13 protein-coding genes and 1 tRNA gene are annotated in these 15,377 nt (G+C 35.5%); 5 read left to right on the top strand and 9 right to left on the bottom strand.

The window, feature by feature from the left end:
- Positions 1–31 precede the first annotated feature (31 nt).
- Complete coding sequence (locus LA303_RS00885) at positions 32–1,522, bottom strand: TlpA family protein disulfide reductase (RefSeq protein WP_240526059.1); 1,491 nt, start codon at positions 1,520–1,522, stop codon at positions 32–34.
- 17 nt (positions 1,523–1,539) lie between these two features.
- The gene (gene thpR / locus LA303_RS00880; RefSeq protein ID WP_240526058.1) at positions 1,540–2,103 is read right to left on the bottom strand and encodes an RNA 2',3'-cyclic phosphodiesterase; all 564 of its coding nucleotides are present in this window, start codon (positions 2,101–2,103) and stop codon (positions 1,540–1,542) included.
- Between the two features lie 268 nt (positions 2,104–2,371).
- Between thpR and LA303_RS00875 the strand changes: the two genes are divergently transcribed.
- The 4 genes from LA303_RS00875 to LA303_RS00860 all read left to right on the top strand — a co-directional run bounded on the left by LA303_RS00875 (position 2,372) and on the right by LA303_RS00860 (position 6,123).
- Positions 2,372–3,358: a phosphotriesterase family protein gene (locus LA303_RS00875; protein WP_240526057.1), complete on the top strand. Its 987-nt coding sequence runs from the start codon at positions 2,372–2,374 to the stop codon at positions 3,356–3,358.
- Positions 3,359–3,459: 101 nt separating this feature from the next.
- Entirely contained in the window at positions 3,460–5,100 is a 1,641-nt protein-coding gene (locus LA303_RS00870) for a class I adenylate-forming enzyme family protein (protein ID WP_240526056.1), read from the top strand.
- 297 nt (positions 5,101–5,397) lie between these two features.
- Positions 5,398–5,727 (top strand): hypothetical protein, encoded by a 330-nt coding sequence (locus LA303_RS00865; RefSeq protein ID WP_240526055.1) that lies wholly within the window; start codon positions 5,398–5,400, stop codon positions 5,725–5,727.
- A gap of 322 nt (positions 5,728–6,049) precedes the next feature.
- Positions 6,050–6,123, top strand: a tRNA-Ala gene (locus LA303_RS00860).
- A 554-nt stretch (positions 6,124–6,677) separates the two neighbouring features.
- Here LA303_RS00860 and LA303_RS00855 read toward each other — a convergent pair.
- The 7 genes from LA303_RS00855 to LA303_RS00825 form a co-directional block, all read right to left on the bottom strand.
- Positions 6,678–7,199: a hypothetical protein gene (locus tag LA303_RS00855; RefSeq protein ID WP_240526054.1), complete on the bottom strand. Its 522-nt coding sequence runs from the start codon at positions 7,197–7,199 to the stop codon at positions 6,678–6,680.
- Between the two features lie 736 nt (positions 7,200–7,935).
- Positions 7,936–8,457 carry a hypothetical protein gene (locus LA303_RS00850; protein WP_240526053.1) on the bottom strand — a complete coding sequence of 174 codons (522 nt, stop codon included), beginning with the start codon at positions 8,455–8,457 and terminating at the stop codon, positions 7,936–7,938.
- A 167-nt stretch (positions 8,458–8,624) separates the two neighbouring features.
- The gene (locus LA303_RS00845) at positions 8,625–9,389 is read right to left on the bottom strand and encodes a hypothetical protein (protein WP_240526052.1); all 765 of its coding nucleotides are present in this window, start codon (positions 9,387–9,389) and stop codon (positions 8,625–8,627) included.
- A 1,224-nt stretch (positions 9,390–10,613) separates the two neighbouring features.
- Complete coding sequence (locus tag LA303_RS00840; protein ID WP_240526051.1) at positions 10,614–11,381, bottom strand: hypothetical protein; 768 nt, start codon at positions 11,379–11,381, stop codon at positions 10,614–10,616.
- 210 nt (positions 11,382–11,591) lie between these two features.
- Positions 11,592–12,437 (bottom strand): hypothetical protein, encoded by an 846-nt coding sequence (locus LA303_RS00835; RefSeq protein ID WP_240526050.1) that lies wholly within the window; start codon positions 12,435–12,437, stop codon positions 11,592–11,594.
- Between the two features lie 191 nt (positions 12,438–12,628).
- The gene (locus LA303_RS00830; protein ID WP_240526049.1) at positions 12,629–13,135 is read right to left on the bottom strand and encodes a hypothetical protein; all 507 of its coding nucleotides are present in this window, start codon (positions 13,133–13,135) and stop codon (positions 12,629–12,631) included.
- A 7-nt stretch (positions 13,136–13,142) separates the two neighbouring features.
- Positions 13,143–13,670 carry a hypothetical protein gene (locus LA303_RS00825; protein WP_240526048.1) on the bottom strand — a complete coding sequence of 176 codons (528 nt, stop codon included), beginning with the start codon at positions 13,668–13,670 and terminating at the stop codon, positions 13,143–13,145.
- Positions 13,671–13,688: 18 nt separating this feature from the next.
- Here LA303_RS00825 and LA303_RS00820 point away from each other — a divergent pair, with 18 nt between their 5' ends.
- A complete protein-coding gene (locus tag LA303_RS00820; RefSeq protein ID WP_240526047.1) occupies positions 13,689–15,371 on the top strand; it encodes a DEAD/DEAH box helicase in 1,683 nt (560 codons plus the stop codon).
- Positions 15,372–15,377 lie beyond the last annotated feature (6 nt).

The following is a 15,377-nucleotide window of genomic DNA, read 5'->3' as shown; positions in this document are numbered from 1 at the left end:
GTCGAACCCGACCTGAAAGATTGATAAATTCTTATTCATTTAAATATTTATCCAACTCATCGGTAAGCATTTTTCCTGAAGAGGGAGGGGGTGCTTTTCTATCCACAATGTTTCCGTTTTTATCAATCAAAACGTAAGTGGGAAAACCGATAAAATGTGGAAATTTACTGATAAAAAGTGCCGACTGACTCTGGTTGAGATTATAATTAACCCCTGAAATATGTAGTTTTTTCACCAGTTTTTTCCAATTTTCCACATTGGAATGCATACAGATGTTGACAAAAACCACAGGTTTTCCTTTGTACTTTTTATGGAGATCTGTGGCGAAAGGAAATTCGGAGATGCAGGAGCCACAGGAGGTTTCCCATAAATCCAATAAAATGACTTTTCCGCTATATTTTTTGAGTAAATCAGGAAAAAAATTACCCATAATCTTTTCTTCTTTTCCGGTAAAACGATTGATGATGGCAACATTCGGATTTCCTTTTTCAAGGGCTTTTTTGTAATTTTCTATCTTATCATACAACAACTTGTTGCCTTTGTAAATTTTTCCTTTATTCATTACTTTTAAAAAATATTTTTCAATTCTGGGATACGATAACCCATTGTTTAAATAGCTGTAATACATTACATCACGGCTGAGCCCTGGCTTTTCATTTTTCATAATTTTGTTGAGTACCAATGCATAAGCAGCTACCATTTTCTTTTCCTTCATCAAGTTTTTTACAGCCGTATCCTGCAGATAATAAAACAATACATATTGAGACAGATGATCTAAATACATTCCTGAAATCAAGGCACTATCATTATCTACAGGAAAAAGGCGGGAAGTAAATAATTCTTTTTCCTGATGAAATGGAATATGTTTCTGGTACCGGTAAGCAGCGTAATCAACCAAACGGTTAGCTGTGCCGTACAGGATATCATATTTTGCATAGTTGAGTACCAATTTTTCAGGATGGACTTTTTGATCGAAAGCCCGGATCAGCGAATCACCTTTTTGGATTCTTTTTTTCAAAAAGGTGAAGTATTGATTTATCGGTAATTCTATGTTGGTATTGGGGTTGTCTTTCCTGAATTGATGGGAAAACCGGGTAAATTGTTCAATTTCTTCCGATATTTTTGCCGTAGGGCCCTCTATTTGGCAGGAAGGGTATCTGTTGTTCAGAAATTCGTTAGCCGACATCCGGATATACAAACTATCACCAGGTCGTACATACAAAGGATATCGTGTCCATTTGTAATTTAAAAAGATAACTATCGGATGATACAATTGAAAACTCATGTGAAAACTACCGGTAGAATCGATAATGTCCGATTGGTTTAAATTATCAATGAGTAATCTTCCGGTTAAAGAGATGACCATTGGATCTTTTTGGGTTTTGTCTATGTGGCCGGCGATGATCACTTTTCCTTTGTGTAAACCGGTATCTGAATGCGAAGGGGCAGAACAGGAAATAAAAAAAGTCATTGCCATAACAGCAAATAGGGCCGCTATTTTTCGAAAATTAAAAATGAACATAAGATTAATATTAAGGGTTATTCTTTTTTCAGTGCAAATTCCATTACCGGTTTGTAAACGGCTCCGTCCGGTTTTAGCAGACTTTGGTACAGGATGATTTTGTCCACCGGTGTTTCCTGCAAAAAGTCGTTGCGGTGGGCAGCTATGGCTTCCTGAAATAATTTTTTGTGTTCGATTTTGCGAATGCGTCCAATGGTAAGGTGCGGAACAAAATTCTGCCGGTCACGGGGAAAACCGGCTTGATCCAGTTGATTTAATACCTGTTCGCCCAATTGCATCATATCCTGATTGGGTTCGGTTCCAAACCAGATTACCCGGGGTTTGTACGAACTGCCAAAAATACCGGTTCCGGCAATTTTTAGTTGAAAAGGAGCGGTATCCTGAACGACCTGCTGTAATGCTCTGCGGATAACCGGTAATTTTTCATCCGGTGTTTTTCCGAGAAACTTCAGGGTAAGATGAATATTTTCCGGTTTTACCCAACTGATTTTTTCAAATTGCAAAGCCTGTTGCAAAGCGTTATAGCTTTTTAAAAAAGTTTTGTTGGGTTCAATTTTTAGGGCAATAAACAGGCGTTTCATCTTGCTTTTTGGTAAAGTGTAAAGATATAAAAATGGTTGTTTTTTGGCCAGATTTCTTAATTATAAATGTGGTTTTGGCTTGTTAAATTTATCGAAATACTTGATTGATTGAATTTTATTGTTATCTTTGAACAGTTGTGGGCAAAAATTACAGGGAGATTTTTGGGTAAGGATCGTTTTGCCTGTTTACTTTTTCTAAAAACAAAAACTGTTTTACGCTGTCTGATTTTCAGAATAAATATAATTAACTAACCCAAAAAAAAGTAACATGAATCAAACAAAAGTAAACACGGTAACGGGGCAAATTATGCCCGAAGAATTGGGTATTACCCTTATGCACGAACACATTTGCTATGGTTATCCCGGATGGGAGGGAGACCAGACCATTGCACCTCTTGATCGCGAATCGGTAATAAACAACGGAGTAGAAGCCTTGTTGAAATTGAAAGCGCTGGGAGTAAAAACGTATGTGGATGCTACGGCCAACGACCAGGGGCGACAACCGGAAATTTATAAAGAAATTGCCGAAAAATCGGGGGTGAATATTCTTTGCTCCACCGGTTATTATTACGAAGAAGAGGGAGGTTCTGCCTATTGGAATTTCCGGAGTACACTGGGTGATATCAGTGATGAATTGTACGAATTGTTTTATACCGAAGTTACCCGCGGAATTCGGGATACCGGAATCAAAGCCGGTGTGATAAAAGTAGGATCGAGCAAAGGAGAGATCACAGAATACGAAAAACGGATATTCCTGGCAGCTGCCCGTGTGCAAAAAGAAACCGGTGTTCCTATAATTACACATACCACCGAAGGAAGCATGGGACCCGAGCAAGCCAAATTATTGGTGGAAGCCGGCGCCGACCCGAAACGGATTCAAATCGGGCACATGTCCGATAACCTGGATATCAACTATCAGCTGGAAACATTAAAGTACGGCGTTTATGTTTCGTGGGATCGTATGGGATTACAGGGATTGGCCGGTTGTCCGATGGACGAACAACGCTATGATGTGCTGGCCGAGCTTATCAAAAGCGGTCATGCTGATAAAATCATGATTGCACACGATTACATTATTACCTGGCTGGGGCGTCCGCTGAAAATTCCGGAACAGGCTCTTCCGCTTATTGCCAACTGGTATCCTACTCATTTGTTTGAGCATGTTATTCCTGCTTTAAAAGAACGGGGAGTAACCGACGAACAAATTCATACCATTATTGCTGATAATCCGCGGCGTTTATTTGCTGGAGAATAAACACCGGATTTTTTTCCTGAAAGTTTCCGGGACAGAACGGTCCCGGAAATTCAAAATGATTTATTAACCTGATTATTAAATTTTTAATAAAACGATTTATTATGAATTCATCGAAACCTGAAAATATAAAAGCAGACGGAATGCCCTCTGTTCCGCTGCAGGAATTACCCTTTTTAAAAAACCGGCAAATTGAATTTGACAGTGTAGCCGAAATGTTCTTAACCCGGGTTAAAGAAAACCCGGACAAACCCTATGTTCTTTTTTATGATGAGGTAATAACGTATGGCGAAGTCAATCGCCGGGCCAATAAAGTAGCGCATTTTCTGAAAGAAAAAGGGGTTAAAAAAGGCGATGTAGTGTCGATTTTGATCATGAATTCTCCGGAAGTTTATTATGCCATGTTTGGTATTCAAAAACTGGGAGCCATTGCCGGATCCATTAATTTTATGTTGAAAGGGCCCGAAATAGCCTATCTTCTTGAAGATTCAAAACCGAAAATGGTATTTGTCGGGAGCGAGTTTATGGAAGAATTTGCCAAAGGATATGAATTGTCAAGGCACAAACCGGAAGTGATAGAAGTTGTTACCGGAACAAAGCATAAGGTCAAAATCGCTTCGGTGAAGCTGAAAGACATTCTTGAAAAATATCCTGATACCGAGACTTTTGTTCCGCAAAAAAAAGACGATCCTTTTTTGTTGCTCTATTCATCAGGAACGACAGGAAAGCCCAAAGGAATCCTTTTATCAAACAAAGGACAACTTTCCATTTGTCGTGACATGTCTACCATTGGTATTTTTCAGGAAGGCGATGTGATGCTTTTGCTTTTGCCGATGTATCATACCAATCCTATTTGTGTATGGACTTTTCCGGTAGCTTTTGCCGGACAAACCATCAGTATCCGAAAAGCTTTTTCTCCTGCTGATTTCTGGCCGTCTATTATTGACCATCAGGCAACCATCCTCATGGGCGTTCCGGCCATGTATAATTATGTTTTTTATACCATTGATTCCAGTACTATTGATCGTTCAAAATTAAAATTGCGTATTGCTTTTTGTGGTGCTGCTCCGTTGTCGGTCGAATTGATAAATGGTTTTAAAGAGAAATTTAATGTGGAGATTATTGAAGGATACGGTTTAACGGAAGTTACCGGTTTGTCAACGGTAAATCCGCCTTTAGGAAAGCGGAAGGCCGGATCAATTGGTTTGGCAATTCCCAGTCAGCAAATTAAAATCATGGATGATGAAAACAATGAATTACCGCAGGGCGAAAAAGGAGAAATTTGCATTCAAGGCGATGCGGTGATGCTCTCTTATTTTCATAATCCGGAAGCTACGTCCGAAACCATTAAAAACGGATGGTTACATACGGGCGATATCGCTTATCAGGATGAAGACGGGTTTTATTACATTGTTGACCGTAAGAAAGATATGATCAATCGTGGCGGCGAAAATATTTATCCGCGCGAAATAGAAATGGCCCTGGAAACTCTTCCGGAAGTAAAAGATGTGGCTGTGATTGGCGTGCCTGACGAAGCGTTGGGCGAACGCGTAAAAGCATTTATCATTCTTTCTGAACCCGGTGCTTTGACGGAAGAAAAAATCAAAACGTATCTTAACGATAAACTGGCAAAATATAAAATACCGGAAATTATAGCGTTTGTTGATGATCTTCCGAGAAATCCCACCGGGAAAATTCTGAAAAAAGAATTGAAACGGATGGAACAGGAAAAAGCCGGAAAATAGGTTTTACTTTTTCATAAGCAACCGGAAAAAACGAATCCACTTCCGAAATTATACCCATTGTATTTTAAAATGCGCTTTTGTTCATTTCAATCCCAAAAGCGCATTTTGATTTTCAATCGGTATTACAGGATGGCAGGAAATATTGGCAGGTTTTTCTTTATTTATTTTTTAAACCTGTAACATAATGATATTGTGTCTGTTTGTCTTGTTTTAACGATTTGTTTTTGTGGAATTATATCTTTAATTTTGTTATGGAATGAAAATTGAAATAATCGAAGTAAATTAAAAGAAAATATTATGGTTAAATTATTGATTAAAAACATTAAAGAGGTAGAAGAAGCAGCCCGGCAACAGGTTGAAGAGCTGATTCGTTCAAAAGTAGAATTCTACGAAAACCTTTTCAAAAAATATGATAAAGACCTTACTTTGGAAGTGATTTTCGATAAATCGTCTTCGCTTTACAAGGTAAGTGCATCTATTGATTTGAAAAGTAAAAAAGTGTTGCTGGCTGAGGAGAATAAAGAGGTCCTGAAAGCAGTAACCACTTTGTTCAACGAGTTTAAAAAAGCAGTAAAACGGCAATACGAACTCGAACGGAAAGATTACGAATACAAAAGAAAACGATAAATTTTCTTTTCTGGTTAAATGAATTGCTCCACAAAGGCTGCCTGAAAAGGCAGCCTTTGTGGTAAGACTGATTCTCTTTTTGATGCGATACCTCCATATGGTTTTCTTTTTTTCCAAAATGGTTTTGCAGAAATCCCGAAGGGGTTTAATGATTTAAACCGGAAAAATTTCTATCCAAAACTCAGTGGAAACAGGGCAATAAAACGAAGATATTATCAGCGCGTCAAAACCGGAATTAGCTAGTGGTAAAAAATATCGGCCGGAATAAATTTTTCTTTTTCAAGGTGGATTTGAAATTTTTTTATCTTTGCACCCACCTTTTGGGGCATTAGCTCAGTTGGCTAGAGCGTTTGACTGGCAGTCAAGAGGTCACCGGTTCGATTCCGGTATGCTCCACAGGTTAAGAAAAAGCTGCACTCTTTTTGAGTGCAGCTTTTTTTCGTTTAAACCTCCGGTATTTTTTTGTAACTTACTTATTTTCAATAATATTTTTAAGCCCCACTGGCGCAAGTCTTGTGCGTAAACCATGCGCGTGGCTGACTTGGGCCAAACTAAAACACTTTTTATTTCACAATACTCTTGATAATTATGATAATATGGTTTCAACATCAATCGTTTTACTTGCAGCTCATTCGACAAAGATAAAAATATCTGTCCGTTAGCTTTGTTCATTCGGGTAAGGAAGTTCCGGGCTGTTTGGCTCTGCCTAAATCCTGCCGGCGCACAGGGCACGGGCCGCGCGGGAAGACTCGTGCCAGAGGGGGGCTTTTTTGCGAAGCAAAAAAATAGTGGGAGACAAACTCCCACTATACAAGATAGACTTCAGTTCAAAGTATCGACCAAAGCCTTCTTTCAGATAGTGTCAAAATTAATAAAACATTTTGAAAATGAAATGAAAATAAATTTGGATTTTAACACAGTATCTTGTACCAGTTGGGGGGTGGAGAAAGCTAATAACCAGGGGGCAACTTTAAAAGATTCTTAGTTATTTTAATCATTCCATTCTGATAGGAAATTATCCAGTATACCGGAGAATATGAATAAATACCTTCTTTGGAATTATTTAGTCGTGCTTTAATCTTATCAGCCAGAACAGCTGTCATTATTTTAAAAGAAATATTCCCTTTGTAATTAATTATAGCTGTCGAATCTGCCCTCACTAGCACACAAGTTTTATTGTCTGTGTAAAAAACATATGAAGGTTTGTAAAAGGAAAGGTCGTAGTCATTTAAAATATAGCCTAAGGTAACATCTAACTTGCTTTTTGATATCGCCCTAATATTAGCTGTTATTATTGAGTTCTTATCATCTTTGATTATTTTCTTCTGATAATCTTTTATCGTATTTATTAGCAAGCTATCTACCTTATTTGAATGCCCATTGCCAATTGTAATCACTTTATTTTGAGAATAAGTTATTTCAGATATAATAATTGCAATAAGCATAAAAACAAACTTTGCCTTATTTTTCATTTTAATTATTTTATAAGATTAAGAATTATGGAAAAATTACCCCCAATTGGCGCAAGTCCTGTGCGTAAGCTCCACGTGTGGCTGACTTGGGCCACTAATAAGGATTCATTTTATATTTAATATCTTATCAAACTTTTCAGATAATGAATTAAATAATTCTTTATTCCAATATTTATTACCAAAAAAATATTCTTTGGATATGACTCCGATGTATCTGAAAAACTTTTCTTTTCGTTTATCTTTTATGAAAATAGATGTTGACAAAATGGTTTTTCTCCTATAGATTTCTAATTCCGAATATGGCAAAACATATTTCCCTTTTTTAATCATATTATCACGATAATAAAACGTAATTATCTGTTTATCATCATCAAATTCAATTCTATAAAAAAAACGGTATAATTTATATTGAAAGAATTTTACAAAAATTAAATAGAATGCAATAAATATGTATGGAATACCAAGATATAACGGTAATTCGAAAATTGAATATAAAAAAATTGTAACCATAACAATTGTTCGAATTAACCAAGAATAAATTATATTTGGATATAATGAAGATGCTGTTTTAAAAACATTTGTATTCATAGTTATTAATTATCTTTTTCTCTTTGTCTTCGTTTAATGCCCCCCAACTGGCGCAAGTCTTGTGCGCAAGCTCCGCATGTGGCTGACTTGGGCCACTAATAAACCTGCGGGCAGAAAGAGTTGTACCAGTGTGGGACACGGCATCAGGTTAACTATCTCCAACTCGAAAAATATTTTTTCCTGGTTTTATATTGTAGAATAAATTTATCAAACCAAAGAATATTCCTATAAACAAGATGATAAATAAAAGAAATAAATTGTCTTTTTCAGAGATAGATTCAATTATTGTAAACTTGTATAAATCAAAACTGGTAGCAATTATTATTAAGGGGGATGTCAGCAATAATAATTTTCTACTCTTAGCTCTTACTGCTAAGTTTAAAGCAAGGCCTGATACAAAAAATGAAATTGCAAAAAATAAAATAGAAATAATTAAATCAGTCGATTTATTATATGCATAAACTCCTTTTATTGTATAAAAACCTTCTGTTCCATTACGAAACAGGTTCCAAAGCATCATTCTAAAATTACTAAAATAATATATGAATAAAATAGATGTAATAATTAAATGAATTGCTTTTACCCCTATTGAAAGTTGGGAACTATGAAGATAATTTTTTCTTGCAGGTATGGCTACTGATAGCATATAAATGATTAATGCGTAGATCATTACTTTCTATTCTTTTCTTTATTTTTGTTCTGTTGTCTGTTTTTTCCGATTCTATAAGATCTTTCCCAACTGGCGCAAGTCTTGTGCGTAAGCTCCACGTGTGGCTGACTTGGGCCACTAATAAACCTGCACACAGACCGGGCGGAAAGACTTGAACCAGTTAGGGGTTAATCCTTTCCTTTAAAAGATTTTGAAAGTTCTTTATTATAGCAAAACCCATCTTCAAATACATAAACTTTATAACTACTTTTTCTCTCATGTTCAATTTGATATTTATCCCAATTACTCGTAACAAGAGCCATTAAGCCATTTTTATTTAAACTTTTTAGTTGAACTAGATATGCCTCCTTATTAAAAATCAGTCTAGGTTGCTTGTTATTTATTTGTATAATTGTTAACAGTCCGGGACTACTGGCATACGTATAACCTGTACAAAAAATTAATTTACCTCTACCTAAAAAACGTTTAACTGTTATATAATTTGAATTAACAATATTCTTTTTGTTAAAGGTACTGTCAAAATACGAAAGTCCCTTGTTTGAGACCCAACCATCTACATTTATCCAGATTACCGGTAAATCACCAGATATCAATATACGTATCCGATGAAATTCACCAGGGTCATCCCAATCATTTATTTTCCCATCACTATCAGTCCATTTGATTATTTTATCTATAAAAATAGAATCTGGTTTAGAGTCATCATTTAAATCTGATATTATTGTTTGAACATTTTTAAATTTTAAGGATCTGTTTAGCTTATTTGGTAAATCATCACCAACAAGTTTGCATTTCAGGCTGTTATTAACTAATTTATTTTTGGTATGCAATTTTTTCTCCTTTTGCTTTGGATTATTGTTTGAGCAAGACAATAAAGAAAGTACTAAACATGTAAATACAAATATTTGTTTGGTTAATTTAATAACTGTCATAATTTTTTAGTTAATATTTGGAACAATGGTATTAATTCTTATAGTTTTTGGCTTAAGCCTTAAATTTCCCCCCAACTGGCACAAGTCTTGTGCGCAAGCTCCGCATGTGGCTGACTTGGGCCACCAATTACCCCCCACACGAGCCGGGAAAGTCTGGACCAGTGGAGGTTGAGTACATTTTATTAAATATTAATCTTTAGATTTTACAAATTCTTTTTTTAATCTTTTAAATTCATTATAAACAGTATACATATCATTTTTCTTCCATGAATTACATTCGTATTGTTTTAAAATTAGATTATTATTCATATATATTTTCATGCAATAATACGGCCGTAAAGAAAAAAAGACTTGTTCAATGCTTATTTTAATCTCTTTACAAGGTGCAAAATATTCCCTGTGCAACTTGTTATACCTAAAAACAATAATTCTAATATATCCAACATTGTTATCAATTTCTAATTGTTTAAAAAAAAACCTGTGAACAACAGAGATTCGAAGAATTAAAATCAAAATAACAAGTAACAAACCATACAAAATGGTTAAAATACTAGTGATAGGCAACAAAATGAATAAAACCATTACAATAGAAATAAACAAAATAATGGTTGCATTTATTTGATTCCACACTCTCTTTTGATATGATCTGTATTTAGGCTGAAAGTTCATTTGAAAATATGAATACTTATTGAATACTCTCTCCTGTGTATGTAACAAACGGAAAAACTGCGCTAGACGGGAACACTAAACCCACTTATTTTTCACTGCTTTTAAATAATAGAATGGCGTATAGATTCCTATTAAAAAAAACAATAAAAGAAAATTACCTATCTTCTTATCGTATTTTGACCACAGAATTAAATTATATATCCAAAAAATTACTACAAATAAGGAAATAATAGATTTTATATTATTAAAATTACTACTCAGAATAAATGATTTTACGCTTTCAAGGTTCAAAATCACTGCTAAAAAAAGCAGGAAATAACTTGCATATAAAGCGATATTTGACCAAAAACCGATTCTCAAAAATATTTTTTTCATCTTCTAATTTAAAATTATTGTAAAAAAATTTACATTATTTAATTTTTCCCCCCCCAACTGGCGCAAGTCTTGTGCGCAAGCTCCGCGTGTAGCTGACTTGGGCCACTTATTACCCCCGCTCGGACCGGACGGAAAGACTTGAGCCATAGTAGGTTGGGCTAGTTGATGGCATCACTTAGGCTACTTGAAATTATACACATAAATCATAAATTGGTTATCTTTATACCCAAAATAAACTAATTTTTTTTTGTTAAAATCTAAATTTCTTGCATCATATCTAATTAAATTCAGAGGAAACTCTGTTTTTATTTGTAATTTCTGATTTAAAAAAATAATAAATCTACTTCCATTTACTTTTAAATACCTATAATCCTTGATTAAATTAGATTTGTTCCAGATATCGGGCATATCACAATCAATTTCTTTTCTTCTAATCTTGTATATATCACTTAACTTCAAACACTTTTGTGTAGATAAATTATATACATATAAAGAATCTCCAATTTTTGTAAAAAATTTATCTCCTCTTTCTAAAGTGAAATATTCAATCTGGTTAAGATCTAAATTCAAGATATAACAAGTGTCTATATCACTCAAAACAACAAGGTGTCGATCAAAAATACAAATATCGTTTATCCATGGCTGATGATGTGAATTTAATATATCGCTTGATATCATTTTCCCAGAAACAAGATTAAGCCTTTTTATATTTCCATGGTATTTATCAGCTAAATAAACGTCATTTTCATTAAGGGCCATTGAAATAACGCCTATATCAGGCCCATCATCAATTTTTTCATATCCAATTGAATCAATACAATTATTGTCAATTGCTAGATGCAAAATGTCAAAATTTGTTATTCTTACGACGGGTATTTTTGAGCGTTCTTGGCTTAATGCACACGAGCTTATTAATAATACAATAGTTGAAATAATTATTCTTATCATTTTTTCATTAATAATTTGAGGTTATATTGGTAACTGTAAGAGGTTTAATATATCCATTGCCTTTGCCTACAACTTTAACTTCTTTTAATGTTCCCGCCCCTTTGGCCCCTTTGGCGCAAGTCTTGTGCGCAAGCTCCGCGTGTAGCTGACTTGGGCTACTAATTACCCCCCGCACGAACCGGAACAGGAAGGCTTCTGTAACTTATTAATCTATTCTACCTTTTCTAAATATTTACTACTCATCCAGCCTAACGAATAAAATTTATAGCCCTCGTTATCTCCTCCATCAAATATACTTTGTATAGGTTTGTTATTATTGAGCATAATAACAAACCACCATATCCGACCTGTTTTATCCTTTGTCTGGGCTATTGCATAACCTTCAGCACCTTTTGAATATTCAGCAACTACATTTCCTCGAATATGAAGTCCTATGTTAGTAGTTACGCTGTCAATAGTAGGATTCAATCTTAAATTATAAATATCACTTGTTACACGAAACAATAGCTTTTTATTAAAATATACATCAGGGAATTTTGTGCCTTTAATAATACTGTATTTCATTGATAAATGTAATTTAAAGCCCCCATTCTCATTAACTGGTTGATACGCCTGATAAACAACGCAATTTCCCCCACAACATTCAACCTCTTTCAAAACAAATGTATAGGGAGGTGTCTTTTGGCAGATTGCAGAAGATAGGTTAACAACACTGCCAAACTTGTCAAATTTCTTGACGTAATCACTATTATCACCTCTCACAAATATCAATGTCCTTTCAGAATCTGTCCCTGCATCCCCCGTATATATTATATCAATATTACCATCACCGTTATAGTCAAAAAAATGGAAATTATGTAAATTGTTTTGGAGCTCATCGTTCGATTCTAAATATTTTATTAAGTCATCTTTAATCTTTTTAATTTTTTCCAGTTTCAACTTTTTACTATAGTTTATTTCATATTGGTTCCAACTTACAGTATCGGTTAAAAATGTCTGACTAAAAGCATAATCTGAGATTAATGCAAGAAGTAAAAAAATAAATCCTTTTTTCATAATTTAAGATTAATATTCTTATCATTAGTCACTTTTATATTTTGAGGTTGGATTGGCTTTACATATGAAGCCCGCCCGCCCCCCCCAACTGGCGCAAGTCTTGTGCGCAAGCTCCGCGTGTAGCTGACTTGGGCCACTAATACACCTGCACACAAACCGGGCAGAAAGACTTGTACCAGTTGGGGGAATCTTTATTTTAGAAACCAAGCCATACTCTTTTTTGCATTTTCTGTTTCAGAATAACTTATAAGACTTTTATTACTTATATCTTTGAAATAATTTATTAAGTGCTTTTTAACACTTTTATTATATTCAGATCCGGCAATGGGTATTACTGCAATTATATTATTCTTATTTTTTATTTCAATAACATCACCATAATAATTCAGCAACCATTTAAACCTTACATTAACTTTTAAATCAGTAAAATTTAGTATGTATTTTTTTTTATTTATGAAACTATTGATAAAAATTATAAAAATTTGTTTTTCTTCATCAATACTAATTTCTGTTATAGTATTATTATATTTAGATAATAAAAGTACTAAAATTACCGGCAACGCAAACAGTTGAATCTCCCAAAATGAAAACATTGAATATATACCTCCTAATACTACGCCAATTTCTATTCCAATAATTCCACTAAATTTAGAATAGAACACATCAAAATTAGGAGCCTTAAATTTGAAGTTAATCATAGTTTTATTAGATTAGACTTGTGTTGTCTTGTTCCATATTTTTGTCTACTTTATAGTCATTTAGCATTCTTTGCTTAGATAAATTTGTTTCTCCCCCCCCCAACTGGCCCCAACTGGCGCAAGTCTTGTGCGCAAGCTCCGCGTGTGGCTGACTTGGGCCACTAATACATCTGCACACAAACCGGGCAGAAAAGCTTGTACCAGTGTGGTTGATGCCGAAAAACGGATGTCGGGTTTTCATGCTGTTATTATACTGTCTGGTTTCCGGTGATAAAGATAGAAAAAGTTTTGGGTTTGATGTTCCAAATTTTTTATGACCCAAGTCTCGCCCCCGCACAGGCCGGACGGGAAGACTTGAACCAGTTGGGGGGTTCGATTCCGGTATGCTCCACAGGTTAAGAAAAAGCTGCACTCTTTTTGAGTGCAGCTTTTTTTCGTTTAAACCTCCGGTGTTTTTTTGTAACTTACTTATTTTCAATAATATTTTTAAGCTTTGGTAAGAGGTAATGCTTTTTGATGTACTTTTGCCGCTCATTTAATAAAGAATATCTTATTGCATAATTTTCAACAACTCGGGCTTTCTGATGAAGTATTGAAAGCTCTTGCCGATCTCGGCTTTTCCCGTCCTACGGAAATACAAGAACAAACCATTCCCACTTTACTTTTTGAAAACAGTGATTTTATTGGTTTGGCAAATACTGGTACCGGAAAAACAGCCGCTTTTGGTATTCCGCTTTTGGAACAAATTGACGGAAACGAATCTTTTACCCAGGCGTTGGTTTTAGCACCAACCCGTGAACTGGGACAACAAATTGCAGAACAGCTCAATTTGTTTGCTAAATATCTTGGAAAAATTAACATTTTGCCGGTATATGGCGGAGCTGCTATTTTCAATCAGATCAAAGCCCTGCGTCAACCTCAGCAAATTATTATTGCCACTCCCGGACGACTTATCGACCTGATTGAGCGAAAAGCAGTACATCTGGACAAGCTTCGTTTTCTCGTATTGGACGAAGCCGATGAAATGCTCAATATGGGTTTTAAAGAAGACATTGATAAAATTTTAAGTTTTACCCCGTCGGAAAAACAAACCTGGCTCTTTTCGGCAACGATGCCGCACGAAATAAGAAAGATCGTAAACAAATACATGACCAATCCGGTTGAGGTGAAAGCCGATGATGATGCCAATCCGGTTAATGTAAATATCGAACACCAGTATGTGGTGGTAAAACAATCGGATAAACCGGAAGCGCTGACACGGTTTCTTGATTTTCATCAGGATATGCGCGGACTTATTTTTTGTCGTACCCGTCGCGATACGCAAAATTTGTCGGATGTGTTGCAGCGTAAAAATTACAAAGTAGATGCTTTACACGGCGATCTTTCGCAGGCACAGCGCGACCGCGTAATGAAACGCTTTAAAACACACGATTTACAAATTCTTATTGCTACAGATGTAGCTGCCCGTGGTATTGATGTCGATGATTTAACCCATGTTTTTCATTACACCCTCCCGGATGATGCGGCTTATTATACCCATCGGAGCGGAAGAACAGCCCGGGCCGGAAAAACCGGTATCTCTGTGGCTTTTGTTCATACCCGCGAAAAAGCTAAAATCGAAAAACTGCAGAAAAAGCTGAATATCACGTTTAAAAAAGTAAAAATTCCGGATAGCGGACAAATTGCCGATATTCGTCTTGAAAACTGGTGCCGGCAAATTTCAGATCGTAAAATTGCCAAAGCACTTCCCTCCGGCGTACAAAGCAAGGCAGAACAAATTTTTGAAAACCTGACAAAAGAAGAACTGATTGCCAAATTGTTGTCGCATGAGCTGGATAAGCTGCAGTTGGATAACTCGGGCGATTTAAACCGTGCTTCTGCCAAAAAAGAAAAAAGAAAAGAAAGCCGGGGCGAGAAAAGAAAGTTTGAAAACCGGAAAGCCGGAACAAAAAAATCAAGGTCCGGAAGCGAAGAAACCACACAAAATAAAAACGGAGAATGGCACCCGCGGTTTTTCATTAATTTGGGTACACGCGACCGAATGAATAAACATGATTTAATGGATTTTATTTGTCTGCATGCCAAGGTAAAACCATCCGACATCGGACATGTTGATCTTCAGGGATCGTACTCTTTTTTTGAAGTCGATGCCCGTGTAAGCCGCAAGATCAGTAGTAATTTTAAAAACATTGTACTAAAAGGCGGAAGAGAACTCCGGGTAAACAGGGATAATTAATATCGG

The organism is Candidatus Sulfidibacterium hydrothermale, from assembly GCF_020149915.1.
In the GTDB taxonomy this organism is placed as follows: Bacteria; Bacteroidota; Bacteroidia; order Bacteroidales; family F082; genus Sulfidibacterium; species Sulfidibacterium hydrothermale.
Note: the sequence above shows the minus strand (reverse complement) of the source record. Positions and strands in the feature narration are given on the sequence as shown.

Excerpts from the sequence above, each read along its gene's own strand:
- LA303_RS00885 (WP_240526059.1), bottom strand. The coding sequence starts at position 1,522 with ATGTTCATTTTTAATTTTCGAAAAATAGCGGCCCTATTTGCTGTTATG.
- thpR (WP_240526058.1), bottom strand. The coding sequence starts at position 2,103 with ATGAAACGCCTGTTTATTGCCCTAAAAATTGAACCCAACAAAACTTTT.
- LA303_RS00875 (WP_240526057.1), top strand. The coding sequence starts at position 2,372 with ATGAATCAAACAAAAGTAAACACGGTAACGGGGCAAATTATGCCCGAA.
- LA303_RS00870 (WP_240526056.1), top strand. The coding sequence starts at position 3,460 with ATGAATTCATCGAAACCTGAAAATATAAAAGCAGACGGAATGCCCTCT.
- LA303_RS00865 (WP_240526055.1), top strand. The coding sequence starts at position 5,398 with ATGGTTAAATTATTGATTAAAAACATTAAAGAGGTAGAAGAAGCAGCC.
- LA303_RS00855 (WP_240526054.1), bottom strand. The coding sequence starts at position 7,199 with ATGAAAAATAAGGCAAAGTTTGTTTTTATGCTTATTGCAATTATTATA.
- LA303_RS00850 (WP_240526053.1), bottom strand. The coding sequence starts at position 8,457 with ATGATCTACGCATTAATCATTTATATGCTATCAGTAGCCATACCTGCA.
- LA303_RS00845 (WP_240526052.1), bottom strand. The coding sequence starts at position 9,389 with ATGACAGTTATTAAATTAACCAAACAAATATTTGTATTTACATGTTTA.
- LA303_RS00840 (WP_240526051.1), bottom strand. The coding sequence starts at position 11,381 with ATGATAAGAATAATTATTTCAACTATTGTATTATTAATAAGCTCGTGT.
- LA303_RS00835 (WP_240526050.1), bottom strand. The coding sequence starts at position 12,437 with ATGAAAAAAGGATTTATTTTTTTACTTCTTGCATTAATCTCAGATTAT.
- LA303_RS00830 (WP_240526049.1), bottom strand. The coding sequence starts at position 13,135 with ATGATTAACTTCAAATTTAAGGCTCCTAATTTTGATGTGTTCTATTCT.
- LA303_RS00825 (WP_240526048.1), bottom strand. The coding sequence starts at position 13,670 with ATGAGCGGCAAAAGTACATCAAAAAGCATTACCTCTTACCAAAGCTTA.